Genomic DNA, 13632 nt, shown 5'->3' with positions numbered 1-13632 from the left:
GGCGCGATTATCCTTGGCCCCATGAGTGACACCGATCTGCCTGCCCTGCCCGACGCACCCTTGGGCCGTTACCGCCACTACAAGGGCAATGAATACGAGCTGATCGGCGTTGCGCGCCACAGCGAAACCCTGGAGCCGCTGGTGGTCTATCGCCCGCTCTACAACCAGACCGGCCTGTGGGTGCGCCCGCACACGATGTTCTTCGAAAGCGTGCTGGTGGACGGCCAGTGGCGCCCTCGCTTCGAGCGCATCGCCACCGGATGAGGGCCTTCCTCGACCAACTCAAGGCGAGGCCGCACCTCCTGGCATCGACTCTTGTAGGCGCCCTTGTCGTGTCGTTCGTGCCGAGCACGCACCTCGTGACGCGCCTCTTGTCGGGCTGGAACGTCGCTGTGTGGCTGTACCTCGCCCAAGCGTTCTGGGTCATGTCGCGCAAGGACCACCATCACCTTCGGCACACGGCCATCGCGCAAGCAGAAGGCGCCGGGGCGGTACTGGCGATGGCCATAGCTTCCGTGCTCGCCAGCATGGCCGCCATCGGGCTGGAGCTTGCCACCGTCAAAGGAACATCACTCGAGCACGCACTGCCCCACGTCGCTTTCGCGCTGGTCACCGTCATGGGTGCCTGGCTGTTGCTGCCGACGCTGTTTGCGCTCAGCTACGCCAGCATCTTCTATCGCGTGCCCGAGGGCCACGGGCTGAAGTTCCCAGCGTCCCCAGGCGACAAGGAGCCTCCGGTCTATTGGGACTTCTTGTACTTCTCGTTCACCATCGCCGTCGCGTCTCAAACCGCCGATGTGGCCATTTGCAGCACCGCCATGCGCAGGTTGGTGCTGCTGCAATCGGTGATGTCGTTCGCCTTCAACACTGCGATCCTGGCGTTCACGATCAACATCGCCGCGAGCCTCATCTAATTTGAAGGAGCCCTGACTACAGCAGCTGCGGTTCACCCTGCGTATGGGTCACAACACCGTTCTCGACCCTCAGCAAGCCCTGCACGAGCCAGCGCACCGCGCGCGGGTACATCACATGCTCGCGCGACAGCACGCGTGCCGACAGCGTGGCCTCGCTGTCCCCCGGCAACACCGGCACCACCGTCTGCGCAATGATGGGCCCATGGTCCAGCTCCGCCGTCACGAAGTGCACCGTGGCACCGGCCAGCTTGCAGCCTGCTTCGATGGCACGCCTATGCGTGTTCAAGCCGGTGAATGCAGGCAACAGCGACGGGTGCACGTTCACCATGCGCCCTTCGAACTGCTTCACGAACCCGGACGTGAGGATGCGCATGAAACCCGCCAGCACCAGCAGATCGGGCTCATAGCGCCGAACCACGCGCGAGAGTTCCACATCGAAAGCATCTCGGTCGGCGAAGGCCTTGTAGTCCACCACGGCAGTCGCAATGCCGCGCCCACGGGCAAACTTCAAACCTGCCGCATCGTGGCGGCTGCTCACCACGGCAGCGATCCGCGCCGGCCAGCCTTCGGTCGCGCACGCCTGCACGATGGCCTCCATGTTGGAGCCGCGCCCCGAGATCAGAATCACGATGCTTTTCATCGGGGCGCAGTGTAGCTTTGGCCCCCCAGTCGCTTTGCTCCTGCCCCCGAGGGGCGCCACCCATCGGACCGGCAGAGCCGGATCCTTGGGCGTTGCTTGATGTACGCGTCGCTTCGCTTGCGGTTGCCCTGCCGGTGCGTTCAACCCCCACCTACAATCCGTTTCCCATCGAGAAACACCTATGACTGAACGCGCGCTACAACGTGTCCTGACCGGCATCACCACCACCGGCACGCTGCACCTCGGCAACTACGTCGGGGCGATTCGTCCGGCCATTCGCGCGAGCCGCGAACCTGGCGTCGAAAGCTTTCTCTTTCTGGCGGACTATCACGCGCTGATCAAATCGGACGACCCTGATCGCATCGAACAGTCGCGCATGCAGATCGCGGCTACATGGCTGGCTTGCGGCCTCGACACCGGGCGCGTGACCTTCTATCGCCAGAGCGACATCCCAGAGACGCCCGAACTCACGTGGTTGCTCACCTGCGTTACCGCCAAGGGCCAGATGAACCGTGCCCACGCCTACAAGGCAGCGGCCGACGCAAACCTCGCTGCCGGTGAAGACATCGACGCCAACATCACGATGGGCCTGTACAGCTATCCCATCCTGATGGCCGCCGACATCCTGCTCTTCAACGCACACCGCGTGCCGGTTGGCAAAGACCAGGCGCAGCACATCGAGATGACGCGCGACGTGGCACAGCGCTTCAACCACCTCTTCGGCCGCGGGCAAGACCTGTTCGTGCTGCCTCAGGCCGAGATCGAAGAAAACCAGGAGCTGCTGCCCGGACTCGATGGCCGCAAGATGTCGAAGAGCTACGACAACGCTATCCCTTTGTTCGAAGGCGGAGCCAAGGGGCTGAAGGAATCGGTTGCGCGCATCGTCACCGATTCGCGGCCGCCCGGCGAACCGAAGGACCCCGACAACTCGCACCTCGTCACCATCTACGACGCGTTCGCCACGCCAGCGCAGCGCACTACCTTCCGCACCGCGCTGCGCCAGGGTCTCAGTTGGGGCGATGCCAAGCAGCAATTGGTGGACCTGATCGAAGCCGAGATCGGCCCGATGCGCGAGGCCTATGCCAAGCTGATGGCGCATCCCGAACAGGTCGAAGAGAAGCTGCTTGCAGGGGCCGCCAAGGCGCGGGCCGTGGCCCAGCCGTTCATCAAGACCTTGCGTAATGCCGTCGGCCTGCGGCCCATGCTCGCCGTGCCCAAGGTTCAAGCAGCCACGGTCACGACCAAGCAAGCGCTCCCCGTGTTCAAGCAGTACCGCGAGGCCGATGGCCGCTTCTACTTCAAGCTCAACGCCGCCGACGGCACGCTGTTGCTGCAAAGCGAAGGCCTGGCCGATGGCCGAGAAGCCGGCGCCTGGGTCAAACGCCTGAAGACCGAAGGCGCGGTGGCCTTGAACGACGCACCGGTCCAGTTCACCGACCGCGCGGCCGTTGAAGCTGCGCTTGCCGATCTGCTCATCGCGGCCACCACCGCAGCCAAGGACTGAGCACTTTTGACTTCTGCGCCCATGGCAGGCATCCACGTCACCGACATCGAGTCCGCTATCAACTGGTGGCGCGATCGCTCGCCCTCGCCGGACGGCATCACGGCCTGCCCTGAAGTGCTCGCGCTGGCCGAGATCTACGCGCTGATGGTGTATTACCACGAGGCCGAATGCGACGAAGACACCATGCCGCCCAAGGCGCGCGATGCGTGGCTCGCTTGGTACGCCACCACACCCGACGCGCCTTGCATCGCCATCTGCTCGACGAGCCAGGGTGACGACATCTGCAAGGGCTGCGGTCGCACCTTCGACGAAGTGCAGCACTGGACGGAGATGAGCCCTGGCGCCAAGCGCGGCACCTGGCGGCGCATCACGATGGAAGGCACCGCCTGGCGCTTCAACCGCTACAGCGAGCGAGTGCAAAAGCTGGCGTCTGCCCCTGCCGCCGAGGGCCCCGTTTGACGCATCACGGCCTGCTGAGCAGCGCGCGCCGCATCGCCCCGCTCGCCTGGCCGGTGTTCGTCGGCCAAGTGGCCGTGCTGGCCTTCGGCACTGTCGACACCGTAATGGTCGCGCGCTACGCCGCGCTTGACCTCGCGGCGCTGGCCATCGGCGCTGCCGTCTACATCACCGTGTTCGTCGGCCTGATGGGCGTGGTGATGTCCATTGGCCCGGTGGCCGGCCAGTTGTTCGGCGCGCGCCAGCTGCACGAAGCCGGCGCACAACTGCACCAGGCCGTGTGGCTCGCACTCGGGCTGTCGGTGGTTGGCAGTGCACTGCTGTTGATGCCGGCTCCGTTCCTGCACGCGGCACAGGCGCAGCCGGCGGTCGCCGACAAGGTGCGCGCCTACCTCGGCAACCTGGCTTTCGCGCTGCCACCTGCGTTGCTGTTCCAGGCCTTCCGCGCCTTCAACACGGCGGTGTCGCGGCCCAAGATCGTGATGGCGCTGCAGCTCAGCGGCCTGTTGCTCAAGGTGCCGCTGAACGCGCTGCTGATCTACGGCTACGGCGAGATTCCATCGCTTGGCGCCGCCGGTTGCGGCCTCGCCACCGCCATCGTGATGTGGGCGCAGCTGCTGCTCGCGTGGTGGGTGCTGCGGCGCGACCCTTTCTATGCGCCCTTCGGCCTGCACGTCACGCGACTCAACGCACCGCACCGCTCCAGCCTGAAGGAGCTGCTGCGCCTGGGCGTGCCCATGGGCCTCACCATCCTGATCGAGGTGACGGGGTTCACCTTCATGGCGATCTTCATTTCGCGCATCAGCGCCACCGCGGTGGCCGGCCACCAGCTCGCGGCCAACATGGTGTCGCTGATGTTCATGATGCCGCTGGCCATCGCCAATGCGTCGAGCACGCTGGTCGCGCAGAGCATCGGCGCCCAGGAGCATGCCGACGCGCGGCGCATGGGCTGGCACGGGCTGCTGATCGCGGTGCTGATTGCCGCCGTCGTGGGCAGCGTGATCTACGTTGCCCGCGAGAGCGTGCTGGGTGCGTACACCCACAACCCGGTGATCATTGCTGCCGCGATGCCGCTGCTCGCCTGGGTCGTGGTGTTCCACATCGCCGATGCGGCGCAGACGGTGGCTTCGTTCGTGTTGCGGGCCTACCGCGTGACCACGGTCCCGATGGTGATCTACGCGGTAGCGCTCTGGGGTGTGGGGCTGGGCGGAGGCTACCTGGTGGCGTTCGACACCACCGGGCTCACGCCTGAACCGCTGCGGGGTGCGCCCGGGTTCTGGTCTGCGTCGACCACCGGGCTCGCGCTGTCGGCAGTGAGCATGTGCGCGTTTTTCGCGTGGATGCTGCGCCACAAGGTGCAGCGCTAGCTCGAAAGGCCAGGCCCGCAGGTCAGGCCAGCGGAAACCTCAGTTCGAAACAGCTGCCGCCCCCATCGCGCGCGGTGCAGCGCACGCTGCCGCCATGTCGCTCGGCGATCTGCTTGACCAGGCTCAGCCCCAGGCCGACGCCGCCCGCCTGCTCGGCATGGCCCGGCAAGCGATAGAACGGTTCGAAGATGCGCTCGCGCTGTGCCGCGGGAACACCCGGGCCGCGGTCGCACACCTGCAGCGTGGCCTGGTTGCCGGCCGTCGCCACGATCACGCTGACGTCTCCGCCGCCATAACGGCGCGCGTTCTCCAGCAGGTTGCGCAGCGCACGGCGCAGCAGCCGCTCGTCACCGGCCACAGTGGCCGAGCTGCCGTCGGCCGCGGCATCGACACGAGCGCCCTCCTCGGCCGCCAGCGCGAGCAAGTCCACCGGGTCGCGGCGGTCCACGCGCTGTACCGCATCGAGCCGGCTCGCGAGCAAGACCTCTTCGACCAATGCATCGAGTTCGGCCACGTTGGTGTCGATCTCTTCCTTGAGCCGCTGCTGCCGCTCTGGCGTCGCGTCGTCGAGCATGGAGACCGCCATCTTCATGCGGGCGAGCGGCGAGCGCAGCTCGTGGCTGGCGTTGGCCAGCAGCGATTGATGCGAACGCACCAACGTCTCGATGCGCTCGGCCGCCAGGTTGAAGCTCGCCGCCACCGCCGCCACCTCGTCACGACCCGACACCTCGACGCGGTGGTGAAGCTGGCCCGCACCGAATTGCTCGACGCCTTTCTTGAGCGCCTGCAGACGGCGGGTGAGGTGCCGCACCGCCGGCCAGGCACCCGCGGCCACCGCAATGAACAAGAGCACCAGCACGACCACCGGGCCCACACCGCGGGGCCATGGATCGGGGATGTACGGGAACCCCGGCGGCGGAGGCCGACCACCGATCTCGCGCGGGCCACCGGGGCCGGCTTGCCCGCGTTGCAGCTGGCGCATCAGGCCGGGCCGCATCAGCCACAGCTTGCGGCCGTCGTCCAGCGGGATGGCAAAGCCGCGTGAACCGCCGCCCTCGGCCTGGCGGCGCAGGTACGACTCGGAGGCCGCGATGCGCTCGCCTTGAGCATCATCGAGCGCCAATGGCAGACGCAGACGCTGCGACCATTCCACCAGGGCCGCCGCCTGGTCGGCCGGCGGCGCGTCGGTGCCGGGCAGCGAGTGCTGGATCAGGTCGCCCCAGGCCGCCATGCGGTCGGACAACACCGACTCCGAGGCCTCGCGCTCGCGTTCCATGTGGCGCTGGAACAGCCAGCCGGAAGCAAACGCGAACAGCAACAACACCGCCACCACGGTCAGATAAATCCGCAGCGTCAACGTTCTCATGGAGCCCCCCAGTCGCTCCGCTCCTGCCCCCGAGGGACGCCACCCAGCGGACCGGCAAAGCCGGCTCCGCGGGCGTTGCTCGATGAAGGTTTCGCTGCGCTCACCTGCGCGTGCTGTGGCTCTGCGTCAGTCCGCGTCATCAGCGTCCTGCTTTTTCGCGAAGACGTACCCCGCACCGCGCACCGTCAGCACGCGCCGCGGAGCCTTCGGGTCGTCTTCGATCACCGCGCGAATGCGCGAGATGTGCACGTCGATCGAGCGGTCGAAGGCTTCGAGCGGGTGGCCTTTGAGCAGGTCCATGATCTGGTCACGCGACAGCACGCGGCCGGGGCTCTGCGCCAGCACCACGAGCAGGTCGAACTGATGGCTCGTCAGGTCGCAGGGCTGGCCGCTGAGCCGGGCCACGCGGGCGCCGAGATCGATCTCGAGCCGGCCGAAGCGAAGCACCTCGTCGGGGGCCGACACGGGTGCGGCACGGCGCAGCAAGGCCTTCACACGGGCCAGCAGCTCGCGCGGCTCGAAGGGCTTGGGCAGGTAATCGTCAGCCCCCAGCTCCAGGCCGACGATGCGGTCCATCGGCTCGCCGCGGGCCGTGAGCATCAGCAGCGGCAACTGCCGTGTGCGCGGGTTGCCGCGCAGCTCGCGGCAGAGGTCGAGTCCGTCGCCGTCGGGCAGCATGAGGTCGAGCACCAGCGCATCGAATGACTCGACCGCCAGGCGCTCGCGCCCCTGTGCCAGCGAGCCGGCCACCTCGACCTTGTAGCCGGCACCGCGCAGATAGTCGCCCACCATCGCCGACAGGCGGGCATCGTCATCGATCATCAACAAGCGAGCACTCATGGACCCAGGCCCCCAAAGGACGGCCCGCGACGGGAGTGGTGGTCGCGCGGCCAGGACCGAATCAGAACACACAGCGCGCCAGCCTTACTTGACGGGGGCACTGGCGGCGCCACCGCGTTGCATGCGTTGGTGCATGCGTTCGCCGCGCTGCTTGATGCGCTCGCCGATCTTCACGCGCTGCTCGGGCGTGAGCACCGCGCTGATGTCGAGCAGCGCCTGCGTCATGCGCTTGCTGGCCTGGTCATGCTGGGCCAGCGTTTGCTGGCGCAGGGTCTCGACGGCACGGGCATCGACCACCGGCGCGGTGAAGAGTGCCAGGCCTTGCTCGTGCATGCCACGCGAAGCGTCATGCTGAGCCTTCAGGTCGGCGGCCGCGGCCTGCACGATCTGCTTGATCTGGGTACGCTGCGCGTCGGTGGCATTCAGCCCGTCGAGCAGGCGATCGACCGAGCGGGCCATGTGTTCGGGCGGGCCCATGAACATCCCCGGGCCACCGAAGCCGCCCCCGCGCGGGCCACCGCCATGCGGGCCGACCTGTGACTGCGCCCAGGCCGACACAGCCAGCGTACCCGCCACGGCCATCACCAGGCCCAGCGCCACCCGCTTGATGCCCCGGCTGCGTTCAGCGCCGGCGGCCTTGACTGTCGTTGTTTCAAACATCTCGAACTCCTTGCAGACATGGACACGATCGCCCATGAAGCCATGGTCGGCCCGACGGGTGAACCAGGGGTGGCTGAGGGGTAAAGATGTGTGAACGCTTCGCCATGGCAACTGCCATTGGCCACAGATATGGATGGGTGCAATCCGATGGCGCGGCCTAGTCGGTCGATGACGACGCTCCTATGCTCACCGGTTCGCCTCTGCATCACTCGCGGCCTTTGTCGCTGGCACCTGCGCCCCGGTCAACGCGTGCTTTGTGGTTCACTCCCATCTGGAGTGGGCGACTGGCCCGCCCCGCGCCGCTCACTGACAGACTTCTTCCAGATGCATGACCCTTTAGCTCTCTTGATCGAGCACGGACTTCTGCTTGTCTTCTCGGTCACCTTTGCCGCCCGTCTCGGTGCCCCGGTGCCGGCTGCGCCCATGATGGTGGTGGCCGGCGCGATGGCGGTGGCCGACCAGTTGTCGTGGCCAGCGGCCATGATGCTCAGCATCCTGGCCAATCTGCTCGGAGACGGCGCGTGGTTCTGGGCCGGGCGCCACCATGGCCGCCGCGTGCTTCGGCTGTTGTGCCGCATCTCGATGTCGCCCGACTCGTGCGTTCGCCAGAGCGAAGCATTCCTGGGCCGCTGGGGCGGCGCCTCGCTCATCGCGGCGAAGTTCGTGCCGGGCATCTCGGTCGTGGCGCCGCCCATGGCGGGAGCGCTGGGCATGTCGACCTTCCGATTCGTCGGCTACGAAACGCTGGCTGCGGCCATCTGGACAGGGGTCATGCTCGGCATGGGCGCCTTGTTCGCCACGCAAATCCAGCAGCTGCTGGACGCACTCTCGACCACCGGATTCGTTGCTCTCGCCGTGCTGGTGCTGGTGGCGGCCGGATATGTCGGCTTTCGGTACTGGCGGCGGCGCAAGTTCCTGCGCACAGTGGAGATGCCGCGAATCAGCGTGGCGGAGCTGCAGGCACTGATGGACGGCGGACACGAACCGGTGGTGATCGACGTGCGCTCTGACGCGGCGCACAGCGTTGACAGGCAGCGCCTTCCCGGATCGATCGTCATCGCGTTGGGCGACATCAAGACCCGTGCAAAAGAGTTCCGCCGCGATCGCCACATCGTGCTGTATTGCAATTGCCCCAACGAGGCCTCGGCTGCCAGCGGCGCGCTGCTGCTTGTAGAACTCGGTTTCGATCGCGTGCGACCACTGGCTGGCGGGCTCGACGCCTGGATCGACGCGGGATATCGAGTCCTGTGATGGTAAAGAACGGAGGTGTCGCCAAGTGGTCAACGCGACCCTTCATCCACTGCCACAATCGAGTTCCACTGCCCAGGCCATGCATGCATCGTGACGATGCACACCCTGCCTGGCGCCGTGAATTGGAGATCAAGCCATGAGTGAAAGTCTGTTTGCTTCCGTCCCTGAACTGGTCGCCGAAATCGCTGCCGGCCGCATGGTCGTGCTGGTCGACGACGAGGGCCGCGAGAACGAGGGTGACGTCATCCTTGCCGCCGAAAACGTCACGCCGGAGGCCATCAACTTCATGGCCCGGTTCTGTCGTGGATTGATCTGCCTCACGCTGACACCCGAGCGCTGCGACGAACTGCAGTTGCCACCCATGGTTCGGCGCAACGGCACCAAGCACGGCACGGCCTTCACGGTGTCCATCGAGGCAGCGACCGGCATCGACACCGGCATCTCTGCGGCCGACCGTGCTCACACGGTTCGCGTGGCCGTGGCATCGGAGTCGACGCCTGCTTCTCTCGTTCAACCCGGCCATGTGTTCCCGCTCCGGGCCGCCAGCGGTGGTGTGCTGATGCGGGCCGGCCACACCGAGGCGGGATGTGACCTGGCGCGTCTTGCCGGCAAGAAACCGGCGGCGGTCATCTGCGAGGTGATGAATGACGACGGGACGATGGCCCGCGTCCCCGAACTGGTCGAATTCGCCAAGCAGCACGGCATCAAACTCGGAACGATCGCCGACCTGATCCGCCACCGCAGCCGCCACGAACGCCTGGTGGAACTGGAAGGCCAGCGCACCATCCCCACGCCGTACGGGCAGTTCCACGTGCGCGCGTATCGCGACAAGTTCGGCGGCGCGCACCTCGCGCTCACCGTGGGCGCATGGGCCAGCGACGAGATCGTGCCGGTCCGCGTGCACGAACCCCTCTCGGCGCTGGATCTGCTGGCCGAAGGCGATGGCCATTCGTGGCCTTTGCCGCTCGCCCTGCGTGCAATTCAGGCCGAGGGGCGCGGTGCCGTGCTTCTGCTCAATGCAGGATCGGAGACGCCAGACGATCTCTTGGCGCACGCCATGGGCAAGGAGCAGTCACCGCGGGTCATCTCGGGGTCGCAAGAGGCCGAACTGCGCACCTATGGTGTGGGCGCGCAGATCCTGCGCGACCTGAACATCTCACGCATGAAGATCCTCGGCAATCAGCGCCGCTTCCCGAGCCTGGGCGGCTATGACTTGCATGTCGAGTCCTTCCTGCCGCCGCAAGCCTTGCGGTAGCAGCTTCTTCGCCGCTTACCAGCAGACGAAGCCGCCGTCGACGACCAGGTCGACGCCGGTGCAGAAAGACGCGGCGCGGCTGACCAGGAACACCGCCGGGCCGACCATCTCATCAACCGTCGCCATGCGGCCCAGAGGCGTGTCGCGCTCGAAAATCTTCACTTGGTCCGCCACTTCGGGCCGCAGGTTCATCGGCGTCGCGGTGTAGCCCGGGCTGATGGTGTTCACGCGCACGCCGCGCGTCGACCACTCCATTGCCAGGCTCTTGCTCATGTGGATCACCGCCGCCTTGGAGCTGTTGTAGTGGACCTGCAGCAGCCCGCGGTTGACGATCGAGCCGGACATCGACGCGATGTTCACGATCGCGCCCTTCTTGCGCGGCAGCATCACCCGCGCCTGGGCCTGGCAACTGAGGAAGACACCATCCACGTTGATGGCGTGCACCTTTCGCCATTGCTCATACGGCATCTCTTCAGCCCGCGCAGCGTTGGCGATGCCAGCGCAGTTCATGCCGATGCTCAGGGCGCCGAGTCGCTTCTCCACCTCGGCCACCGTTCGCTCCAGGTCAGCAGCACTGGTCACATCGCCTGTCTGGACGAGTGCTTGCCTGCCGAACGCGCGGATGCGCTCGGCCGTGGCTTCCAACCCTTGCGCTTGCTGCGGCAGATCGAAACACGCCACATCGGCACCGGCTTCGGCCAGGCCCACGGCGATGCGCTGTCCGATGCCGCTGCCGGCACCGGTGACGAGGGCGACCTCGCCCTGAAGTTTGAAGAGATCCACGCGTTGACTCCTGGAGTGGTTGCCCCGCCGGGGCCGATGTCAGGGCTGCTTCAGAAGGCGCCGCCCTGTTTCAAGATCGGTGATGAGGGTGCTGACCCAGCCGCCTCGCAAGGCGGAGCGGATCGCTTCGAACTTTCTGCGTCCTCCGGCCACGCCGATACGCCGCCGGGTGGTCTTGATCTGCTCCGTCGAGATGCCGATCACGCGCTCGTCGAACGAGGTCTTCACATGACGCCCCGCCGCGTCGTAGAAGCGCATGCAGACGTCGCCCACGGCCCCGGCATGTTTGAGGTCTTCGAGGTCCTGGTCGTTGAACACGTTGCCGCTCTCTCGCAGCATGCGCGAGGGCGGTATGGCGCCGATGCCGACCAGCAAGGCAGACAGGCTGTCAAAGCGCTCCATCGCCTGTCGGCACGAGGCATCGGCCAGCAAGGCCCGCTTGGCCGCCTTGGTCTCGACCACGCCCGGCGCGAGCATGAAGATGGGTTCGGCCTTGCTCACCTGCGCAAGCCGCTCGGTGAGCCGCGTGGCAAAGCGCTGTGCGCTGAGAACGCCCACGCCGCCCAGCACCTGCACGATGGTCTTGGTCTCTCCCGGAACCGTCGGCCGCATGGCGTTGACGGCGGCCAGCAATGTCGAACTCCACGACGACACGCCGATCGACTCCAGCGACGGTGCCATCAGCTCGAGGTAGCTCGCCACCGTGGACGCAAGCGCCCGAGCCATCTCTTCGTCGTCGACAAGCGCGGTCTCATCAACCTCGACAAGAATCACTTCGTCGAGACCGTAGTGCTCTTCGAGCTTCACCTCGTCTTCCGCATGGACGCCCTCCGGCACATGCACCGTGATCTTGACGATGCCGAGCTGCTCGGCCTGCTTGAGCAGGCGCGAGACCCGGGCCTGCGAGAGGCCCAACTGCTCCGCGATGCGCGCTTGGCCGATGCCGCGCTCGTGGTACATGCTGGCGACGCGGGTGGTCAGCCGAAGGAGGTCGGGGGTGGCGGTGGGCAAAGGCATGGTCGCGATTTTCGCTGCTGCTTCGACATGAATCGTCATGAAGAGGCTCCGCCTCAAGCCACCGCGAGTTCCATGACACGTTCGCTGGTCGCTTCCGCCTTGGGGAGCACGCCGCGGGCCTCTCCGCGGGCCAGCACCACCACGCGGTGCGACAGGCCCAGCACCTCATCGAGATCTGAGCTGACCACGATGACCGCCATGCCTTGCCGCGCAAGGCTCGCGATCACCTCGTAGATCTGCGCCCGTGCCCCGACGTCGACACCTCGCGTCGGCTCATCAAGAATGATCACCTTGGGATTGCAGGCGATCCACTTCGCGATGACCAGCTTCTGCTGGTTGCCGCCCGAGAGCGACCCGGCCGTCTGCGTGGGCCCCCCTTTCACACCCAGGCGCTTGATCAGCCGCTCGGCAAAGGCCACCCCGCGCGAGGGCGTGAGCCAGCCTTTGGGCGCGACCTCGTTGAGGTTGCTGTAGGCCAGGTTCTCCCAGATCGAGTGGGACAGCACCACGCCGAGCGCCTTGCGATCGTCGGGCACCATCACCAGCCCTTGGCGGATGGCATCGATCGGAGACCTGGCCTTCAACGCCGCCCCACAAAGCGCGATCTCGCCCGACTGGATCGGGTCCACACCCGCGATGGCGCGCATGGCCTCGGTTCGCCCCGCGCCTGCAATGCCCGCGAAGCCGAGCACTTCACCGGCTCGCACCTCGAAGCTCAGGTTCTTGAAGCTGCCGTCCGGTGCGGTCAGGCCGCGCACGGACAAGGCAATCGGTGCATCCGCCGCGGGCGGATGCACATCGGGGAACAGCCGGTCGACGTTGCGGCCCACCATGTCGCGCACGAGCAAGCTCGGTGGGATCTGCGCCGTTTCGTACTCGGCCACCTGCTCGCCATCACGCAGCACCACGATCCGGTCGCAGATGCGCGCAATCTCGGCGAGACGATGGCTGACGTAGATGAAGGACACGCCTTCGGACTTCAGCCGCTCAACCTGCTCGAACAGGCGACTGGTCTCTTCGTCTCCGAGCGCGGCCGTGGGCTCGTCGAGGATCAACAGCTTGGCATTGAGGGTCAACGCCTTCGCAATCTCGACCTGCTGCTGTGCGGCGACGCGCAGCGTGCCGACCTTTCGCGTCGCCGAGACGTCGAGCCCCAGGCGATGCAGCTGCGCCTGGGCCTTCTGCACCATGGACTCCATGTCCACCCGGCCGTTTTTCATCAGCAGCCGGCCGACAAAGACGTTCTCGGCAATGGTCAGCTGGGGCAGCAGGCGCATCTCCTGGTGAATCAAGCCGATGCCGGCGCGCAGCGCATCGGCAGGAGACTGAGGCGCATACCCGTGCCCCGCCCACCACATGCGCCCGCTCGCGTCGGGCTGATGCAGCCCCGCGATCAGCGATGACAAGGTCGACTTGCCCGCGCCGTTTTCGCCCAGCAGCGCGACGCACTCGCCGGGCCGAACGTCCAGGTTGACGCCCTTCAGCACAGTGACCGCGCCGTACGTCTTGCCGACGTTTCGCACACGCAGGCCCGCGTGATCGGGTGCCGGTTCGTCAGCGTTCATGGCCAGACTTCATT

14 protein-coding genes are annotated in these 13632 nt (G+C 66.5%); 7 read left to right on the top strand and 7 right to left on the bottom strand.

Annotation, left to right across the window (positions count from 1 at the left end; all coding sequences use genetic code 11):
• Nucleotides 1–21 precede the first annotated feature (21 nt).
• Both AC1DYS_RS07970 and AC1DYS_RS07965 read left to right on the top strand, forming a co-directional pair.
• The gene (locus tag AC1DYS_RS07970; protein ID WP_477897811.1) at nt 22–264 is read left to right on the top strand and encodes a DUF1653 domain-containing protein; all 243 of its coding nucleotides are present in this window, start codon (nt 22–24) and stop codon (nt 262–264) included.
• 68 nt (nt 265–332) lie between these two features.
• Nucleotides 333–914, top strand: a complete 582-nt coding sequence (locus AC1DYS_RS07965) for a DUF1345 domain-containing protein (RefSeq protein WP_477897809.1) — start codon at nt 333–335, stop codon at nt 912–914.
• Nucleotides 915–930: 16 nt separating this feature from the next.
• On the opposite strand, the gene purN is transcribed toward AC1DYS_RS07965, so the two are convergent.
• Entirely contained in the window at nt 931–1554 is a 624-nt protein-coding gene (purN, locus tag AC1DYS_RS07960) for a phosphoribosylglycinamide formyltransferase (RefSeq protein WP_477897807.1), read from the bottom strand.
• Nucleotides 1555–1735: 181 nt separating this feature from the next.
• Here purN and AC1DYS_RS07955 point away from each other — a divergent pair, with 181 nt between their 5' ends.
• From AC1DYS_RS07955 to AC1DYS_RS07945, 3 genes are read left to right on the top strand one after another with little or no spacing between them, the layout of a single operon-like run.
• Entirely contained in the window at nt 1736–3058 is a 1323-nt protein-coding gene (locus AC1DYS_RS07955; RefSeq protein WP_477897805.1) for a tryptophan--tRNA ligase, read from the top strand.
• Nucleotides 3059–3079: 21 nt separating this feature from the next.
• Nucleotides 3080–3517, top strand: a complete 438-nt coding sequence (locus tag AC1DYS_RS07950; RefSeq protein WP_477897803.1) for a DUF3717 domain-containing protein — start codon at nt 3080–3082, stop codon at nt 3515–3517.
• A complete protein-coding gene (locus AC1DYS_RS07945; protein WP_477897801.1) occupies nt 3514–4881 on the top strand; it encodes an MATE family efflux transporter in 1368 nt (455 codons plus the stop codon). The genes AC1DYS_RS07950 and AC1DYS_RS07945 overlap by 4 nt, the downstream gene beginning before the upstream one ends.
• A 22-nt stretch (nt 4882–4903) precedes the next feature.
• On the opposite strand, the gene AC1DYS_RS07940 is transcribed toward AC1DYS_RS07945, so the two are convergent.
• From AC1DYS_RS07940 to AC1DYS_RS07930, 3 genes are all read right to left on the bottom strand, one after another.
• The gene (locus tag AC1DYS_RS07940) at nt 4904–6247 is read right to left on the bottom strand and encodes a sensor histidine kinase (RefSeq protein ID WP_047498855.1); all 1344 of its coding nucleotides are present in this window, start codon (nt 6245–6247) and stop codon (nt 4904–4906) included.
• 126 nt (nt 6248–6373) lie between these two features.
• Entirely contained in the window at nt 6374–7087 is a 714-nt protein-coding gene (locus tag AC1DYS_RS07935) for a response regulator (RefSeq protein ID WP_477897799.1), read from the bottom strand.
• A gap of 84 nt (nt 7088–7171) precedes the next feature.
• On the bottom strand, nt 7172–7747 hold the full coding sequence (locus tag AC1DYS_RS07930; RefSeq protein ID WP_477897797.1) for a Spy/CpxP family protein refolding chaperone: 576 nt from the start codon (nt 7745–7747) through the stop codon (nt 7172–7174).
• A gap of 324 nt (nt 7748–8071) precedes the next feature.
• On the opposite strand from AC1DYS_RS07930, the gene AC1DYS_RS07925 reads away from it, so the two are divergent.
• Nucleotides 8072–8998, top strand: a complete 927-nt coding sequence (locus AC1DYS_RS07925; RefSeq protein ID WP_477897795.1) for a rhodanese-like domain-containing protein — start codon at nt 8072–8074, stop codon at nt 8996–8998.
• A gap of 136 nt (nt 8999–9134) precedes the next feature.
• The gene (ribBA, locus tag AC1DYS_RS07920; protein WP_477897793.1) at nt 9135–10253 is read left to right on the top strand and encodes a bifunctional 3,4-dihydroxy-2-butanone-4-phosphate synthase/GTP cyclohydrolase II; all 1119 of its coding nucleotides are present in this window, start codon (nt 9135–9137) and stop codon (nt 10251–10253) included.
• Between the two features lie 15 nt (nt 10254–10268).
• Here ribBA and AC1DYS_RS07915 read toward each other — a convergent pair whose 3' ends face one another.
• The 3 genes from AC1DYS_RS07915 to AC1DYS_RS07905 are packed head-to-tail and all read right to left on the bottom strand — an operon-like array spanning nt 10269 to nt 13618.
• Entirely contained in the window at nt 10269–11036 is a 768-nt protein-coding gene (locus AC1DYS_RS07915) for an SDR family oxidoreductase (RefSeq protein ID WP_477897791.1), read from the bottom strand.
• Between the two features lie 39 nt (nt 11037–11075).
• The gene (locus AC1DYS_RS07910; protein WP_477897789.1) at nt 11076–12092 is read right to left on the bottom strand and encodes a sugar-binding transcriptional regulator; all 1017 of its coding nucleotides are present in this window, start codon (nt 12090–12092) and stop codon (nt 11076–11078) included.
• Between the two features lie 14 nt (nt 12093–12106).
• Nucleotides 12107–13618 (bottom strand): sugar ABC transporter ATP-binding protein, encoded by a 1512-nt coding sequence (locus AC1DYS_RS07905; protein WP_477897787.1) that lies wholly within the window; start codon nt 13616–13618, stop codon nt 12107–12109.
• Nucleotides 13619–13632: the final 14 nt, after the last annotated feature.

This window comes from Rhizobacter sp. P2_G4 (assembly GCF_056403575.1).
This window is presented reverse-complemented; position numbering and strand designations above follow the sequence as displayed.